Source organism: Pediococcus stilesii (genome assembly GCF_001437075.1).
Classification (GTDB): Bacteria; Bacillota; Bacilli; order Lactobacillales; family Lactobacillaceae; genus Pediococcus; species Pediococcus stilesii.
Window position 1 is genome coordinate 34476 of the sequence record NZ_JQBX01000007.1, and the last position, 15844, is coordinate 50319.

The window sequence follows — 15844 nt, forward strand, 5'->3', positions numbered from 1 at the left end:
CGGCAAAAATGTTGCGGGATAATTCAGCAAGGGCGTGTTAGATTTTATGTAACAGTGTTTGCTTCAATTCTCGACTCTTAATGATCGAGCACTTGCAGCTCAACGATGAATTGAAATAAATCATTTTTGTCGAGGTATCATATTCCGATATATTCTTTACGTTGATTAAAGCAGACTTGGAGCAGCGAAAAAGTTCGATGTATTTTTTTTCATAATCTCGGAGTTTCCCGTAAAATTCGTATTCACCATTTTTGGTGAATAAATTAATTCGATGTGGCGTCTTGGAAGTTTCAAGCATCAAAACATCATCTAAATCGAAGTTGAAAATTCTTGATCCAATACTGAAATTAAAATTTTTCCCCTTTGTTTTTTTACGTTCATCTGAACGAATCTTTGATAAATTAAGTGTTTCGTAGATTTCATCGCGGATTTTTTCAAGAGAATTGTCTTTATCAATGAAACCTAAAGCTTCAACACGTCGTTTTAAAGTTAACGGAGCCATTTCATTATGAGTAGTAATAAATATAATTTCAGATTGAACGTCTAATTGCCGAATTTGTTCGGCCAGGTCGATGCCATTCATACTGGTTCCTAAATCGATATCCAAAAGGTAAATTCCATTTCGAATATGATGACTTTTAAGATAATCGAGACACTTTTCCGGATTGGAAGTGCTAAACGAATGACTAAAGTCTTCTTCATGAAAGAGAATAAAATTCTTGATGATGGTACTAATTGCATGAAGTTGTGCGGGATCATCTTCACAAATGATTATTGGATACATGACAGATTCCTTTCAATATTAATTAATGATTATTTGAGTAGTAAATTGATAATTATTGGTTGAAAAATGAATAAATAAGTTAGGATATTTTTGCTTCAAATCCTCCGCAATGGATAATCCAAGTCCAGAATGATTTGACTTACCAGAAAATCCAGCTTTTTTTAATTGATTGATATTGGTGGTAGGGTGTGCAATTGTATTTGTCAAAGTAATTTCAGTCGTATTATCATCGTTTTTGTAAAATAGGATATCGATGACTTTGTCTGAACTTTCAACGGCTTCTTCAATGGCATTATCCAACAAGATACTTAATAGTCGAATGATATCAATGACGTCTAAGTTAATTTGATTAATCGGAGATTTGCATTCGAAATGATAATGAATTTGAGACTGTTCCATTGTAAAGAACTTATTAAGTAAAAGACTTTTCACATGAATATCCTTAATGTTTTGAACATCTTGATAAGCATCTGTATTTTGCTGAAGTTCAGAATCCGAGTAAAGTTTCATTTTTGATAAATATGAAATTAGACCTTCACTATCGTTTTCTTTAGCGAGTTCAGTAATACTTAAAAGTATATTTTTATAATCGTGTCTAAACTTTCGAAGTTTTAACTGACTTTGCTCAAGTTGTTTGGTGTAGGTTTGTAAATTATCAAGTTGTTGCTTTTCTAATTTAGATTCGTACCTTTGGCGACTTCGAAGATTTAAATAAATGAAGAGGCCTAGCATTACTAGAAGTTCGATAACAACGAAGATTAAAACGCCGCTAATAAAAGTATCAAACATCCCATAGCGATGAGCAAGAATGGTGAAAAAATAAAGGACAATTTGAAATATAATTTGTACGACTGCAAAAAATATTTGAATATTACGGTTCCATAGCTTAGAGTTATCGATTCGTTTTATGTATATGCAGAGTACAAATAGTATGAAAATTTCAATAGTATTTGTTACAAGAATTACTTTCCAGTCGTAAAAGTTTGTATGAAAGAGGAAACTTGAAATGCCAGATGCTGCTAGGCCGGAAATATTAACTGCTAAAGAAGATAAGAGTAAGTTGTTTAGTGTGAACCAATCATAGTGTGTTTTTTTAAAAATCACATAATAAATTGGGATAAAAACAAATAGGATATTGAAGGATAATGTTGCATATATTATAAAAAAAAGTGGAATTGAAATTAATCCCACGATAATTTTTTTGATAAAAGTGGATGACTGCTTTGTATAGTTTTGTAAGTATAAAAAAATAATATAGAAACAAAAAAAGTCGATAAAACCTTCGAGAATGTAAGCCTTTGTGTCCACTGAAATCAAATTAAAACTCTCCTTTGAACAGAAAACTAATTACAATGTTTGAAAAAGCTAAAAATACAAGTAGTAATATTTCCTTTGGGTTTCCCGCTATGGTAGTTGTTCATATATTTACCACCCGTAATTTTTTTAAGCTCCGCTGACGTTAGTTTCTGGTACATGATATTTTCTTTTTCCATAGTTATAATGCCTCCTTAATTAATAGAGTCATTATATTTTAGTTTTTAGTTGAAATTACGATTCGTTCCTGAAGCGTTGGTTTTACGTCCTGAAATGATAATTTGTTAAAAAATAATTTTTAAGACAGAACACTTTATAATTTAATTTTATAACTTTTTTAGGAATAAAAGTTCTTTTTTAAGAAGCAAAAATACTATTTTAGGAATGATTGAACTTTTTTTGGTGTCAACATATAAAATACAAATTGTTCGAACGAATAAATTAAATTTTATGAGGGATTTTAACGTAATTAAAGTCTGGTGGTAAAATAAATGTATAGAATGATTCAAACTATGATTAGCATTAGGAAAATTGTAGCGAGTAATGGCGTAGCACAGATCTTGGCCGAAACAATGGGGGAGTACTATGAAAAAAGCGGACTTAATTAATGCAATTGGTGAGACTTATAAAGATGAAAAAGTAAAAAGGGATCCTGAGATAAGCGGATTTTTGTTAAAGTTTGCACAACAATTAGACGAAGGTCAGGAATTAGGACTTGTATCAGTGAAACTAAGTAAGGCGATTACGAATTATTCTCTGAAAAATAATTTTATTATTCCCAAGTCATTAAGTACGCTGTATGCAAAGGTTGAGAAGGATGCTGAAAAATATCGAGGAATGATGTCGACAAATATTTGGCTGTGATCAGTTTTAGAATGTTACGCTATTAAGCTTGGTCATAAAAAGTAGATAATAGTTACGATTTAAATGGAGGAATGAATGATGAAAATTAACGAAGAAGACCGGAAAAAGGCTAAAGAAGATGTCAATAAATTACATATGCTGTTGGTGAACCGCGCAGATCAGTCAGCAGAACTTTTGGATATAACCGATGTGTTATCACAAGTGGGCAAAAAAATCGATACAGTCGATAATCCGTCGGCATTAATAAATCGGTTAGTTAACTACATCCGGAGCGTTGCAATTGCAGGAAAGATTCATTTTCCAGACGAGCAAGAAAAGTTAATGATTGAGTTAAGCACGATGGGACAAAAGGCGGGGCTTAATGGATTGTATATGGCAGACTTTTCGGATAAGAGCCAATTTTATAGTTACTTGGAAAAGATGCCACGTCGGTAGTCAGGTGCCGCGGTATTTAATAAAAATGCAATACTGAAAAATACTCCACCAATGCGCTATATTTGGTGGAGTATTTTAAATTGATAATTAGTTTTCCGAAATTTTTGATGTAATTTGAAACATTTTAACGGCACTTTCAATGATAATTGGCAAAATTATTAAGCATTGTAGCGTCCCAAAAATAATAGGGTTTAATAGGGATGGCTGAAGCTGATAGATAGCAACTTCTCCCACTAAAGCTAGTTTCCAAAGTACGGATGCATGGTAAGCCAATTCTTTTAAGAATGTCTTGAGGTTAAGTGGAGCGGCTCCAGAGTTTAGTTTTAAAAAACGATGGCCAAGTTGTCGGACTCCAGCGACGTTAGCAATGAATATTAGTGCGCCTGCTAATGCAAAAATCAAAGTGGATTTGGTACCAATCGAAGTATAGATTTTCCATATGATACTAGTTAGCATGTAACTGATGCCGGCAGTTGAAATGGTTTCCAAGAACAACCCCCACAGTTGTCCCCGATTGGTAAATAGTTTAGCAATCAGCATGGCAGCAATGGTGAAAAATAATAAAATTAAAAGTAGACGCATTAATTGATCTCCTCCACCTGTTCATCCCTGATTTTTAAAATGATTTTTCCCGTTGCTCGGCCGGAACGAGAGTAATTTAGAGCTTCTTTAATTTCAGAAAAGGGAATTACTCGGTCGATGATTGGTTTAATAATATCTCCTTCGATTAACTTTCGGAGGGTATCCAGTTCGGCTCCACTGGGTTTCATGAAAAGGAAAGTATAATCAGCGTTGGTCGCTTTCTCTAGCCTTGAAATCTTACGTGTTGCTAGGCCAAAAGCAAGTTGTTTCCAAAATGGCACGCCGTACTCTTTACCGAAACGAGCGTTAGGAAGACCGGCAATACTAACGATTTTACCTCCAGGTTTAACAATCTTAAAAGCATCTTCAAGAGTTTTTCCGCCACGCGTATCGAACACATAATCATAACCCGATAATACTTCAGAAAAATCCTGTGTTCGAAAATCAATCAACTGGTCGGTTCCAAGAGAACGTACCAGCTTGAAGTTGTCCTCACTGGTTGTCGTAGCAACATAAGCTCCTAAATATTTGGCAATTTGGATAGCAATTGTCCCAATTCCGCCTGAACCGCCTTGGATCATTACTTTTTGTCCCGGTTGAATGTTCATAATATCGTGAAGAGCTTGATAACTAGTTAAACCAACAAGTGGAATCGCGGCGGCCTCCTCAAACGATAAGTTCTGAGGCTTAGGAGCGATATCACCGCGATCAACGACGAGATATTCCGCAAACGTACCAATCCGATCCTTTTGGACTCGACCAAAAACGGCGTCACCAACCTTATAATCGGAAACATATTCACCAGCTTCAACGACAATTCCAGCAAAATCACTTCCCATAATCATTGGCATTTCATATTTTAGAAGCATCTTTAACCCGCCATCTTTTGTTTTTATATCGATGGGGTTAATACTTGTTGCAATCACTTTAACCAACACATCATTTGGACGGATAGCGGGAATCGACACATCCCGTATTTCCGGCATTTCTTGCTTGTACTTTTCGATAACAGCTGCTTTCATTAATTTGTTCAATTGATAATCCTCCATATTTTTTTGGTTCTTTGGTTTAATCTTTTAAACCTAACATTTAGCTTATTTTAAGTTAATGGTTTAAAAATGTCAACGAATGAATTTTGGATTGTTGATGTGGGGTTTCATGTGAAACATTTTACTGTTATTCTTTTGATAGAGTAATGGATAGGAGAGGCGAATCAAGTGAAAATCATAATTGCACCCGCTAAAAAAATGAAAGTCGATAGCGATTCGTTCGAAGTTAGAGGTGCGCCAGTGTACCTTTCACAGACCGAAAAAATACTGTCGGTGCTAAAAGAAATGAGCTACGAGGAGTTAAAAAAACTGTGGAAGAGTAGCGATCGTTTAACTAAACAAAATTATGACGTACTTCAAAATATAAATTTAAGACGTAATTTAACGCCTGCCGTAATGGCATACACCGGAATCCAATATCAGTATATGGCACCAGATTTAATGACAACCGACCAGCTGAAATATTTACAAAAGAACTTACGGATTTTATCGGGATTTTATGGAATTTTAAAGCCGTTTGATGGGATTGTTCCATATCGATTAGGAATGCAGGCTAAGCTTCAAATTGAAGGACAATTTAACTTATATAATTTCTGGAATCGGCGGCTCTATGATGATTTATATAATGATAATCACGATGTTATTAATCTTGCTTCAAAAGAATATGAGAAGGCAATTCGACCATATTTAGACAAAAAAGATCAATTAATAACATGCGTTTTTGGCGAAATGATCGATGGAAAAGTTAAGCAAAAGGCAACGCAAGCTAAAATGGCTAGGGGTGAAATGGTCAACTATATATCACAGATTAAGCTGTCTGAAGTTAACCAGTTAAAGGGGTTTAACCGGTTAGGATACCAGTACCAAGAACGAATGTCGGATACTAGTACAATGGTGTTTACCAAGGAAAGTGAATTGATAAATTAGTTTAGTTTAATCGTAGGATTAGACTAAACTTTTTTTATAAAGAAAGCGCTTGCAAAAACGGTCATTACCATGTAGTATATACCGTAATAAAATTGTAAATGTTATGTATCTTTGAGGAGGGTTGCGAATGGCAAATGCAAAGTTTGAAGAGGTTGCAAAACAATTGATCGAGAGAATCGAGGATGGGACATATTCCAGCGCACAAAGATTACCTTCAGAGTACGACTTGGCAGAGGAATTTGATGTGAGTCGACTAACGGTTCGCAAAGCCATTGATACGTTGATCGCTTCGAAAATTTTAGTGAAGGATCCAGGAAAGGGTACCTATGTTATGTCAACTAGTGTGCCAAACAAAATTGAAAGCGGACGAATGGGATTACAAAGCTTTACCGAATCCGCTAGAGCCTACGGTAAAACTAGTCAAACTGAGGTTTTAAAATTTGAACCATTGGATAATCCGGACGAAGAAATTCAAAAGAAATTAAAATTGGAAAAGAGCATTCATCCAGAAGTTGATGAACTAGTTCGAAGGCGATTCTGGGACAACGAACCCATGACAATCGAAGATATTGTTATTCCACATAAATATGTTAAAGGTTACAAAAAGGAAGATTTTAATCAATCTCTATTTGAAATTTTATCGAAGTCGGTTGAAATATCATATTCTCAACAAGAGATCGAAGTGATTTTGGTAGATAAGAAGATGGCAGAGCTATTAGGAGTTGAAGTGGGACAACCCTTAATGTGTGTGAAATCGGTTACTTACACGGCGGATGCCAGACCAATTTTTTATGATAAGTCCTATTATCGGGCAGACAAATATACGTTTCGTACCACATTGACACGTTTGGAACACTAGGAGGTTTCTTAAGATGATTACAGAAAAAGATATTACAACGGCAATTAATGAGCATCGTCAGGAGTTTTTAGAAGATTTAGCAAAAATAATTGAAGTTCAGAGTGTTCGAGGAAATGCAGAACCCCAGGTGCCTTTTGGAAATGGTCCCCGCCAGGCTTTAGATGTCGTCGTAGATATTGCGAAGGGTTATGGTTTTAAAACCGGAATCGTCAATGATGCGGTTGCCTACGCCCAGTGGGGAGAAGATGACCAACATTATATTGGAGTCGTTGGGCATCTAGATGTTGTTGCTGCATATTGGAGTCGTTGGGCATCTAGATGTTGTTGCTGCGGGAGATGGATGGACAGATGATCCATTTGAATTATCCGATCGCCGAGGTGTGCTCTACGCTCGTGGCGTTTTAGATAATAAGGGCCCCATCATGTCCGTACTTTTTGGACTAAAATTACTCAAAGATTTAGGATTTAAACCACAAAAAACCATTCGAGTAGTTTTCGGAAGCGATGAAGAGAGTGGCAGTGCTGATATTCCGCTCTATTTGGAAAAAGAAGCTGCTCCCGAGTTTGGCTTTACGCCGGATGGAAAATTTCCGGCTGTGTATGGTGAACGAGGCATTGTTAATTATGAAATTGACACGCCACTTTTGCCAATGGACTTAGATCAGATAACACCCATTGAGGGCGATCAGGCAAAAGATCATGTTCCAGATCGGGTGGTAGTTAAAATTAACGGTCAATATCTTGAGGCCAAGGGAAAAAGAAGTCCGACGAATGCGCCAGAACTAGGGGTTAATGCCCTAACGGTTATGGCAAGAAAGGCACTAGAACAAAATTTAGCCAAAGATGGATTAAAAGCCTATTTTAAATGGTTCTTTGAAAGCTTTAACGAGAAGCATTTTGGACAAGGACTGGGAATTGATTTTGAAGATGAAGACAGCGGAAAACTAATCGTTACACCGTATTTATTACAAAAATCTGAAGGTGGCTTGAAGTTAGAAATCGCCATTCGTTACCCAGTTAGTTCCACAGAAGCTGACGTTACGGATGGACTTAAAAAGGCTGTTATCCCTGGAAGTAAAATCAAGGTTATTCGCCGAATTCCGGGCACAATGCATGATAAAAGGGATCCAAGAATTAAAATCTTATCCGATGTTTATGAACGTGTAACTGGATTGGATGGAACTCCCGTAACGACCACAGGGGCCACCTATGCGCGTTCGGTTCCAAATATTATTGCTTTTGGACCATCATTTCCAGGGCAAAAAGGAATTGCGCATAAGCAGGACGAATGGATGGATGAAGAAGATTTGATGATGAACATGGAAATATACATGAATGCTCTAGTTAAACTGACAGATAAGGAAGGTTAGAAGCGATGACATGGGGAACGATTGCAACATGGCGAATGGCACACGATGGAGTACTAAAAGCAGCCGAAATGCTTAAAAATAAGGAAACGGCGGGAGACGCGGTCGAATCATTGATTAATGTGATTGAAGAATATCCGTATTACAAATCAGTCGGCTATGGCGGGCTGCCAAATGAAGAAGGGATCGTTGAAATGGATGCGGCATTCATGGACGGAGACACCCTCGCGCAAGGAGCGGTGGGCGGAATTCATAACGTGCTGCATGCCGTCTCAGTCGCACGGAAGTTGAGCAACGAGCACTATAACAGTTTCCGCGTTGGCGAAGGAGCAACAAAATACGCCACGATTAATGGATTTAAAATGCAAAACATGCTGACGGATCGGGCGAAGAAACGCTGGCAAAAAAAGCTTCTTGAATTAAAAGACGAGTCTGTAACGCCGTACGATGGTCATGACACAATTGGTGCAATTACGCTATCTGAAGCGGGGTCAATGGCTGCGGCAACTTCAACTTCGGGATTGTTTATGAAAAAGGCCGGACGAGTTGGTGACTCTCCACTTTCAGGATCAGGTTTTTATGTAGATAGTGAAATTGGTGGTGCCGCAGCAACTGGATTAGGCGAGGACATCATGAAGGGATGTATCTCATATGAAATTGTCCGAAGAATGGGAGAAGGAGAGACACCGCAAGAAGCCTGTGATCATGCCGTTTATCCGTTTGTGAAAAAACTGAAGAAGCGGTATGGCAAAGCGGGCGAATTTTCGTTGGTTGCAATGGATAAAGATGGCGATTGGGGAGTGGCCACAAACGTCGAATTTACGTTTAGTGTTGCCACCAGTACGGAAGACCCACAAATCCTGATTGCGCATCCAAGTGCTAATGGAACAACGATGATTGAACCGATCACGCAGGAATGGTTGGATGCTTACGAGAAGAGAATTAAGGCGCCAATTGAATAACGAAAACTTTGTTACGTAATAGTTTAGGGAGGGATTATATTGAAAGCAATTATTATATTAGACCAAACTCAGGCTGGATTGGGTGGTAAAGAGCGGGCGGACACGCCACTAGGAGGAAAGAAGTTGGCTCTTGGAAGTGCTGACACAACCGCTAAAGCATTGTCAAAAGTCGGCGGAGAAGTAATTGGAACATTTTACTGCGGTACAGACTTTTACAAAGATAATAGTGATTTGGTACAGGAAAAATTCACCAAAATGGCCGATAAAATGAATGCGGATGTCGTTATTTTAGGTCCAACTTACGATTACCCAGAATTTTCGTTGATGGCTTGCGAACTTAGCTTAGCTTTTAAAAAAGAGTCGAAAATTCCTACTATTCAGGCAACAGCAATTGAGAAAAATCAGGAACTTATTGATAAATATAAGGCAGATTTATTGATTGTTAAAATGCCTAAAAAAGGCGGAACAGGGCTTTCGGATTCGATTGAACATCTCGTTGAGGGATGCAAAGTTATTTCTGAAAACGGGGATTTAACACAGTTTAAAGCGGATTATTGCTACTAGTGACGTTATATTGAAAGGGAGGTAAAAGCTCATGCAAAAAAAGTTTGAACAAATACTAATGCCGCTGGCAACAAAACTGGGTAACAACGTGGTATTAAAATCATTACGCGATGGTTTTTTAATCATTACTCCTTTAATTATTGTTACATCAACGTTCCTGTTGATTGGGAATTTTCCGATTCCTGGATGGGATAGTTTTTGGACGGGACTTTTAGGTAAAAATTGGGCGGAATGGTTTAGCGCAGTTTCCAATTCAGTATTTAGTTTTACTGGGATTTTATCCTGTATGGCGATTGGCTACGCTTATGGGAAAAATCGTGGATTAGAGGCGATTCATGCCTCCGTGGTTGCACTAATTTCATTCTTAATTTTAACGCCCACGAGTGTGTCAATTGGTAAAGAAACGGTTGGTGCCGTAGAAACAATGTATGTAGGACCAAACGGAATTTTCTTAGGAATTTTTATTGCAATAATTAGTGTTGAACTTTACCGATTTGCGGTCAAACGAAACTGGACGATCAAAATGCCTGATGGAGTACCACCGGCAGTAAGCCAATCTTTTGATGCATTAATTCCCAGTGGTTTAGTTATTTTATTCTTTTTCTTAGTTCATATTTTATTTAGTATTTCAAGCTATGACACGGCCTATAATTTCATTTATACACTAATTCAAGCACCGTTAAAACATGTTGGAAATTCGCTACCATCGGTACTGCTCTATAATTTTCTGGCCAGTGTACTCTGGGTATTTGGAATTAACGGACCCACGATCACCAATTCAGTTTGGTCGCCGATCTTCTTTGTTTTAACACAGGATAATTTAAAAGCTTACACAAATCATCTAGAAATACCACATATTTATACTCAACCATTTATCGATATTTTCACAACGTATGGTGGTGGCGGAAGCACCTTGTCACTTCTAATCGTCATGTTTGTTGTATGTCGTTCAAAACGGATTCGCGAGCTAGGTAAATTAGCAATTCTTCCAGGTATTTTTGGAATTAATGAACCTATTATCTTCGGATTGCCAGTTGTTTTAAATCCAATTATTGCAATTCCATTTATCGTAGTTCCAGTGTTAAATACATTTATTTCCGGAATCGTGTTTACGCTTGGATGGGTACCGAAGACGACAGGGGTGCTGCTTCCTTGGACCACGCCTCCAATTATTTCAGGATGGCTCGCAACGGGAAGTTGGACAGGTTCTGTCTTGCAATTATTTGAGATCATCTTGGGAATAATGATTTACTATCCATTTGTTAAGATGCTAGATCATCAATATTTGGACGAAGAAGCGGCAGCATTGGAAGAAGATTTAAATATTGATTTTAATGAAGTGTAAAGCAAAATTTGAACTTCATTATCAAGGTTTTAGCAAAAAATGAACTTCAATTTAAAGTAGAAAATAAGATCTATATAACAGTTGTATTTCAAAAGTGTACAGAATTATCAAAATTTTATTTCAAAACTACGAATTATAAGACAACTTACAGACTTTGGGCTACAATAAAACACAATAAGATATCGAAGTGTTTGGAGGAAAATCGATGAGATTTTTGAGAGATTGGGTTTTACCAATCATTATTGGTTTATTAGTTGCATTTTTAGTTAAAACGTATTTATTTCAGGTTGTCAAAGTTGATGGATCTTCAATGCAGCCTAATTTGCAAGATAGCGAGCGGGTCATCGTGTGGAAGCCGGCTGAAATCAAGCGAATGAGTGTCATTGTATTTGATGCACATGGCGAAGATCCAGCGGCTACCCAATCCGTGGATTACGTTAAGCGAGTAATTGGGATTCCAGGTGATACGATTAGTTATAATGATGGAAAATTATATGTGAATGATAAACAAGTCCCTCAGAAATTTATTGATGAAGAGCAACGTACTTCAGGAACAGGTAATTGGACATTGGAATCAATAGCTAACAAATATGGATGGGGAAAGAGTCCCAAAAAGGTTCCAAAAGATTCATACTTTGTCTTGGGTGATCATCGTAGCGTTTCAAACGATAGCCGTTATTGGGGCTTCGTTAAAAAGTCTAAAGTTATGGGTGTTGTTAAAGTTCCTTTTTGGAGTAATAACGCTAAAGCCAAAAAGAATATTAATGATTTAGCAACAGATTAATATGAATAATGATATTCAAAAAATGAAGAGTTTGTAACAGGTTTAAATTTTGTTACAAGCTCTTTTTAATTTAGAAGAACGTCGAAGCTAATTTTAAAAGCAAAAATTTTTGCATTAGATCGAGTTTTATTTTAGTTTTAAGTTAATATGAATAGTAGTGGAGAGTTTTAAGATTGAGCATCGAGGAGGAACTATATGAAGAATGAATTAAGCAAAGAAATGATTGATAATTTAAGAAGACGCGTTGAAGAACAGCATGAAGTACCTGTCGTCCAACGTGCGGTGATTAAAAACGGTGTGTACAATGCTAGTGAAAATGATAAGGTACGCTCAAAATTAAATCGGACATTCTCAATTGAATTGGACACGGGGAAAGTATCTAACCAGCGTCATAGTGGGCGATGCTGGATCTTTTCAACCATGAATATCTTACGTCACCATTTTTCGAACCAATACGAAGTGAAAGATTTTGAATTTTCACAGGCGTATATTTACTTTTGGGATAAGATTGAACGCGCTAATATGTTTTATCAACGGATAATTGATCTCGCTGATCGCGAGTTGGAGGATCGTGAACTTCAATTTTACTTAAATTCACCAAACAGTGATGGTGGCCAATGGGCAATGGCCGCAGCAATTGTCCAAAAATATGGTGTGGTTCCTAATGATGTAATGCCTGAAACTTTCAATACAAAAGATACCACGGGATTTGCCAATGCGCTGAATTTAAAATTGAGGCGGGATGCAATTCAACTAAGACAGATGAAACATCGTGGTGCATCTGAAGCTGAACTTCAGGCGGAACGCGAGTTACTATTAGGACAAGTGTACCAAATGACAACCATTGCCGTTGGAACGCCACCTGAAAGCTTCGATTTTGAGTACAAAGATGACAATCAAAAATATCATATCGACCGAAACATCACACCACTAGAATTTTATGATAAATATGTTGGTGTTGATCTTGATGATTATGTGGTTGTGACAAATTCCCCAGACAAGCCATTTAACCAGTTGTACAGTCTGCCATCACAAGACAACGTTATTGGTGGAAAAGAAATAACTTTTTTGAATCTGCCAATTCAAAACTTAAAGGAGCTAGCCGTTGATCAGCTCAAAGACGGTGAATCAATTTGGTTTGGAAATGATGTATTGGAGCAAATGAATCGAAAAGATGGGCTGCTGGACAGTGAATTGTACAAACAAGATGAACTCTTTGGCGTTGCGCTCGATATGACAAAGGCCGAACGAATGCTGTATCGGCAGGCAAATGTATCACACGCAATGACGTTAACCGGAGTGGATCTGATTGATGGCAAAACTTCAAAATGGAAAGTTGAAAATAGTTGGGGCGAGCAAAATGGTGATAAGGGGTACTTTGTCATGGCGGATAATTGGTTTGATGATTACGTATATGAAATTGTTATTCAGCGGAAGTTTTTAACCAAAGAACAATTAGAGATTGCCGACTCAACACCAACGCCACTAAAAGCCTGGGACGCTTTAGCATAGCCCTATGGAGGAAATAAAGATGGATTTTGACCCAAATTGCGTTTTTTGTCAGAAGATGGAGACCGATTATATAACAGAAAATACTCTAGCGGCTTCTTTTTTGGACCTTTATCCAGTGAGTAAGGGGCACACGCTAATTGTACCTAAACGACATGTTCGCCAAATATGGAGCCTAACTGAAGATGAACGGCATGCGATATTTGAATTAGTTGAAAAAAATAAAGCAATTTTGGATCAGAAATATCATCCTGATGGATACAACATTGCGATTAATTCAGGTGCAGCCGCTGGTCAAAGTGTGTTCCACTGTCATGTTCATTTAATTCCACGCTATTGGAATGAAGAACCCCGGCGGAAACCGGTGCCTGGACAGTTTTTAGTTCCGCCTGAACGGCCGCAGTTTAAAGGGATGGACTAGACCACAGAAATAAACTTTGTGAACGATTGTTTTAAAAAATTGTTCTTTCATAAAATAAGTAAAAGACACGGTAAAAAATGAATTTTACCGTGTCTTTTTAATTTTTATAAAATTAATATCCCGATTTATCAACGGGTTAATCGCCTTTTTTTGAAAAAAAAACGTCTCACAAGGGAGACGCATACAGGTAATAAGTAACTGGTCATACGACCTTCATTCACCTTATGGGGGGAGTAAATGAAAAAGTTATCTATACTGCAACTATAAAAACAAAATGTGAATATTTTGTGAATTTTAGATTGCTTACTAATTACAGTTTATCGTGTGGTATGTAATATTTGAAATGTAAGTGATTTATAGACAGTAAAATTTAAAAAATACTTTCATTTTTTTTACTTGATAGTATCATAAATCTTATGGGTACAATGGGGGGATTAGACATTGCAAATTTTAAAAACAGTGATTGAAATTATTTTAGTTCTAAATATCGTAGGTGCATTTTTCACGGTCTTTAGGCAGCGGCGTGATATCGCTGCAACATGGGCTTGGCTGTTAGTTTTAACTTTTCTACCGGTATTCGGTTTTATAATCTATGCGTTTGTTGGCCGTAAATTACCGGAAAACAAACTATTTCCGCTTAAAAATAAAACAAAGCTAGAGCTTGATCAGATCATGGAGCACCAGCGACGGGAGTTAATTGAAAAAAAGACGACAGCGGCGGACCAGGTGGTGCGAGACGCCGAGGGGATGGTCCAATTTTTTAGTGAGACGGACTATGCGTTTCTAACTAGAAGAAATGAAGTTCAGATTATTACCGACGGGCAGGAGCTTTTTGACGATATTTTTGCTGAAATTAAAAAAGCAAAAAAACATGTCCATGTTGAATTTTACACGATTTACGATGATGAAATTGGAAATCAATTACGCGAAATTTTGGAAGAAAAGGCGCGTGAAGGAGTTGAAGTGAAAGTACTTTGGGATTCTTGGGGATCGCTTGGAACTTCACGAAAATTTTTCAAAAAACTAAATGAATTAGGTGGCAAGGCGTTTCCGTTCTTAGGAACTCGTTCCGCTCTGACAGATTTTCGACTGAACTTCAGAGATCACCGAAAGATTGTGGTGATTGACGGTAAGATTGGCTATGTCGGGGGCTTTAACGTTGGCGATCAGTATTTAGGGCGAAAAAAGAAATTTGGATATTGGCGTGATACACACCTAAAAATTATCGGATCGGGGGTCTATGGATTGCAATCGCGATTTTTACTCGATTGGAATGCGACGGATCGACTTAATCCCGTATCTGAAGATTTTAAACCGGGATCGGTATATTTTCCTGTCGCGGAAGTTAAAGGAAACACGAGTTTGCAGATCGTAAGTAATGGACCAGATTCGGATATCGAAAAGATTAAGATGGGCTATTTAAAGATGATAAATGCTGCTAAGGAATCGATTTGGATTCAGTCTCCGTATTTAATTCCCGATGATAGTGTGCTTGATGCGCTCCGATTGGCTGCTAATTCGGGAGTAGACGTTCGTATTATGGTACCGTCAATGCCGGACCATGCGTTTGTGTACCGAGCAACTCAATATTACGCATGGCAATGTGCTAAATGGGGGATTAAAGTTTATTATTATAACAACGGATTTTTACATGCTAAGACAATGGTAGTGGACGGAAAAATTTCATCGGTCGGTTCCGCAAATATGGATTTTCGTAGTTTTAAATTAAATTTTGAAGTAAATTCTTTCATGTACGATGAAAATATCGCAAAACAATTACAAAATATTTATAAAAAAGATATTGAACAATCTAGCCTTCAAACGGTTGCAATGTTTGATAAGCAGACACGTTGGCTGAAGTTTAAACAAACTTTTTCCAGACTGCTTTCACCAATCTTATAATTAAAACAGTTGACGTTTAAATTTTTAAATGATAGTCTTATAAAAAATAAATTAAAGCATTTTAACTTTCACATTAAGTAGCGCATGATCTGTGTGTCAGGAAGTCGGTGGTTGCTGCGAACCGATCAGGGTTATGTTGACGAAATACCGTGAAATAGTTTAATTAAACGGCTAAT

16 protein-coding genes and 1 pseudogene are annotated in these 15844 nt (G+C 37.2%); 12 read left to right on the top strand and 5 right to left on the bottom strand.

From position 1 onward, the window contains the following. Window positions 1-37: 37 nt before the first annotated feature. From IV81_RS04155 to IV81_RS09285, 3 genes are all read right to left on the bottom strand, one after another. A complete protein-coding gene (locus IV81_RS04155) occupies window positions 38-784 on the bottom strand; it encodes a LytR/AlgR family response regulator transcription factor (RefSeq protein WP_057802580.1) in 747 nt (248 codons plus the stop codon). 18 nt (window positions 785-802) lie between these two features. Beyond that, the gene (locus IV81_RS09500; RefSeq protein WP_236696824.1) at window positions 803-1573 is read right to left on the bottom strand and encodes a sensor histidine kinase; all 771 of its coding nucleotides are present in this window, start codon (window positions 1571-1573) and stop codon (window positions 803-805) included. 554 nt (window positions 1574-2127) lie between these two features. Then, a complete protein-coding gene (locus tag IV81_RS09285; RefSeq protein ID WP_157059753.1) occupies window positions 2128-2277 on the bottom strand; it encodes an EntF family bacteriocin induction factor in 150 nt (49 codons plus the stop codon). Window positions 2278-2683: 406 nt separating this feature from the next. Here IV81_RS09285 and IV81_RS04165 point away from each other — a divergent pair, with 406 nt between their 5' ends. Together IV81_RS04165 and IV81_RS04170 are read left to right on the top strand one after the other, a co-directional pair. Continuing rightward, window positions 2684-2962, top strand: coding sequence for a bacteriocin immunity protein (locus IV81_RS04165; protein WP_057802585.1), 279 nt, complete (start codon window positions 2684-2686; stop codon window positions 2960-2962). Window positions 2963-3040: 78 nt separating this feature from the next. Next, entirely contained in the window at window positions 3041-3397 is a 357-nt protein-coding gene (locus IV81_RS04170; protein WP_057802587.1) for a bacteriocin immunity protein, read from the top strand. Between the two features lie 87 nt (window positions 3398-3484). On the opposite strand, the gene IV81_RS04175 is transcribed toward IV81_RS04170, so the two are convergent. Together IV81_RS04175 and IV81_RS04180 are read right to left on the bottom strand one after the other, a co-directional pair. Next, a complete protein-coding gene (locus tag IV81_RS04175) occupies window positions 3485-3979 on the bottom strand; it encodes a hypothetical protein (protein WP_057802589.1) in 495 nt (164 codons plus the stop codon). Beyond that, on the bottom strand, window positions 3979-5001 hold the full coding sequence (locus tag IV81_RS04180; protein WP_057802647.1) for an NADP-dependent oxidoreductase: 1023 nt from the start codon (window positions 4999-5001) through the stop codon (window positions 3979-3981). The genes IV81_RS04175 and IV81_RS04180 overlap by 1 nt, the downstream gene beginning before the upstream one ends. Window positions 5002-5196: 195 nt before the next feature. Between IV81_RS04180 and yaaA the strand changes: the two genes are divergently transcribed. The 10 genes and pseudogenes from yaaA to cls all read left to right on the top strand — a co-directional run bounded on the left by yaaA (window position 5197) and on the right by cls (window position 15668). Next, a complete protein-coding gene (yaaA, locus tag IV81_RS04185) occupies window positions 5197-5955 on the top strand; it encodes a peroxide stress protein YaaA (RefSeq protein ID WP_083484678.1) in 759 nt (252 codons plus the stop codon). A gap of 127 nt (window positions 5956-6082) precedes the next feature. Then, the gene (locus tag IV81_RS04190; RefSeq protein WP_057802591.1) at window positions 6083-6814 is read left to right on the top strand and encodes a GntR family transcriptional regulator, LSA1692 subfamily; all 732 of its coding nucleotides are present in this window, start codon (window positions 6083-6085) and stop codon (window positions 6812-6814) included. A gap of 16 nt (window positions 6815-6830) precedes the next feature. After that, window positions 6831-8184 (top strand): annotated as a pseudogene (locus tag IV81_RS04195) (M20/M25/M40 family metallo-hydrolase). 5 nt (window positions 8185-8189) lie between these two features. Next, window positions 8190-9143, top strand: coding sequence for a glycosylasparaginase (locus IV81_RS04200; RefSeq protein ID WP_057802592.1), 954 nt, complete (start codon window positions 8190-8192; stop codon window positions 9141-9143). Between the two features lie 39 nt (window positions 9144-9182). Then, window positions 9183-9707, top strand: coding sequence for a GrdB-related putative oxidoreductase (locus IV81_RS04205; protein WP_057802593.1), 525 nt, complete (start codon window positions 9183-9185; stop codon window positions 9705-9707). Window positions 9708-9738: 31 nt separating this feature from the next. After that, window positions 9739-11052, top strand: coding sequence for a PTS sugar transporter subunit IIC (locus tag IV81_RS04210; protein WP_057802594.1), 1314 nt, complete (start codon window positions 9739-9741; stop codon window positions 11050-11052). A 205-nt stretch (window positions 11053-11257) separates the two neighbouring features. Then, a complete protein-coding gene (gene lepB / locus IV81_RS04215; RefSeq protein WP_057802595.1) occupies window positions 11258-11836 on the top strand; it encodes a signal peptidase I in 579 nt (192 codons plus the stop codon). 195 nt (window positions 11837-12031) lie between these two features. Further along, on the top strand, window positions 12032-13348 hold the full coding sequence (locus IV81_RS04220) for a C1 family peptidase (protein ID WP_057802596.1): 1317 nt from the start codon (window positions 12032-12034) through the stop codon (window positions 13346-13348). A gap of 19 nt (window positions 13349-13367) precedes the next feature. Further along, window positions 13368-13766: an HIT family protein gene (locus IV81_RS04225; protein WP_057802597.1), complete on the top strand. Its 399-nt coding sequence runs from the start codon at window positions 13368-13370 to the stop codon at window positions 13764-13766. Window positions 13767-14207: 441 nt separating this feature from the next. Then, window positions 14208-15668 carry a cardiolipin synthase gene (cls, locus tag IV81_RS04230; protein WP_057802598.1) on the top strand — a complete coding sequence of 487 codons (1461 nt, stop codon included), beginning with the start codon at window positions 14208-14210 and terminating at the stop codon, window positions 15666-15668. Window positions 15669-15844: the final 176 nt, after the last annotated feature.

What these genes read in the sequence shown, in the direction of transcription:
- IV81_RS04155 (WP_057802580.1), bottom strand. Translation starts at nt 784, where the DNA reads ATGTATCCAATAATCATTTGTGAAGATGATCCCGCACAACTTCATGCA.
- IV81_RS09500 (WP_236696824.1), bottom strand. Translation starts at nt 1,573, where the DNA reads ATGTTTGATACTTTTATTAGCGGCGTTTTAATCTTCGTTGTTATCGAA.
- IV81_RS09285 (WP_157059753.1), bottom strand. Translation starts at nt 2,277, where the DNA reads ATGGAAAAAGAAAATATCATGTACCAGAAACTAACGTCAGCGGAGCTT.
- IV81_RS04165 (WP_057802585.1), top strand. Translation starts at nt 2,684, where the DNA reads ATGAAAAAAGCGGACTTAATTAATGCAATTGGTGAGACTTATAAAGAT.
- IV81_RS04170 (WP_057802587.1), top strand. Translation starts at nt 3,041, where the DNA reads ATGAAAATTAACGAAGAAGACCGGAAAAAGGCTAAAGAAGATGTCAAT.
- IV81_RS04175 (WP_057802589.1), bottom strand. Translation starts at nt 3,979, where the DNA reads ATGCGTCTACTTTTAATTTTATTATTTTTCACCATTGCTGCCATGCTG.
- IV81_RS04180 (WP_057802647.1), bottom strand. Translation starts at nt 5,001, where the DNA reads ATGAAAGCAGCTGTTATCGAAAAGTACAAGCAAGAAATGCCGGAAATA.
- IV81_RS04190 (WP_057802591.1), top strand. Translation starts at nt 6,083, where the DNA reads ATGGCAAATGCAAAGTTTGAAGAGGTTGCAAAACAATTGATCGAGAGA.
- IV81_RS04200 (WP_057802592.1), top strand. Translation starts at nt 8,190, where the DNA reads ATGACATGGGGAACGATTGCAACATGGCGAATGGCACACGATGGAGTA.
- IV81_RS04210 (WP_057802594.1), top strand. Translation starts at nt 9,739, where the DNA reads ATGCAAAAAAAGTTTGAACAAATACTAATGCCGCTGGCAACAAAACTG.
- lepB (WP_057802595.1), top strand. Translation starts at nt 11,258, where the DNA reads ATGAGATTTTTGAGAGATTGGGTTTTACCAATCATTATTGGTTTATTA.
- IV81_RS04220 (WP_057802596.1), top strand. Translation starts at nt 12,032, where the DNA reads ATGAAGAATGAATTAAGCAAAGAAATGATTGATAATTTAAGAAGACGC.
- IV81_RS04225 (WP_057802597.1), top strand. Translation starts at nt 13,368, where the DNA reads ATGGATTTTGACCCAAATTGCGTTTTTTGTCAGAAGATGGAGACCGAT.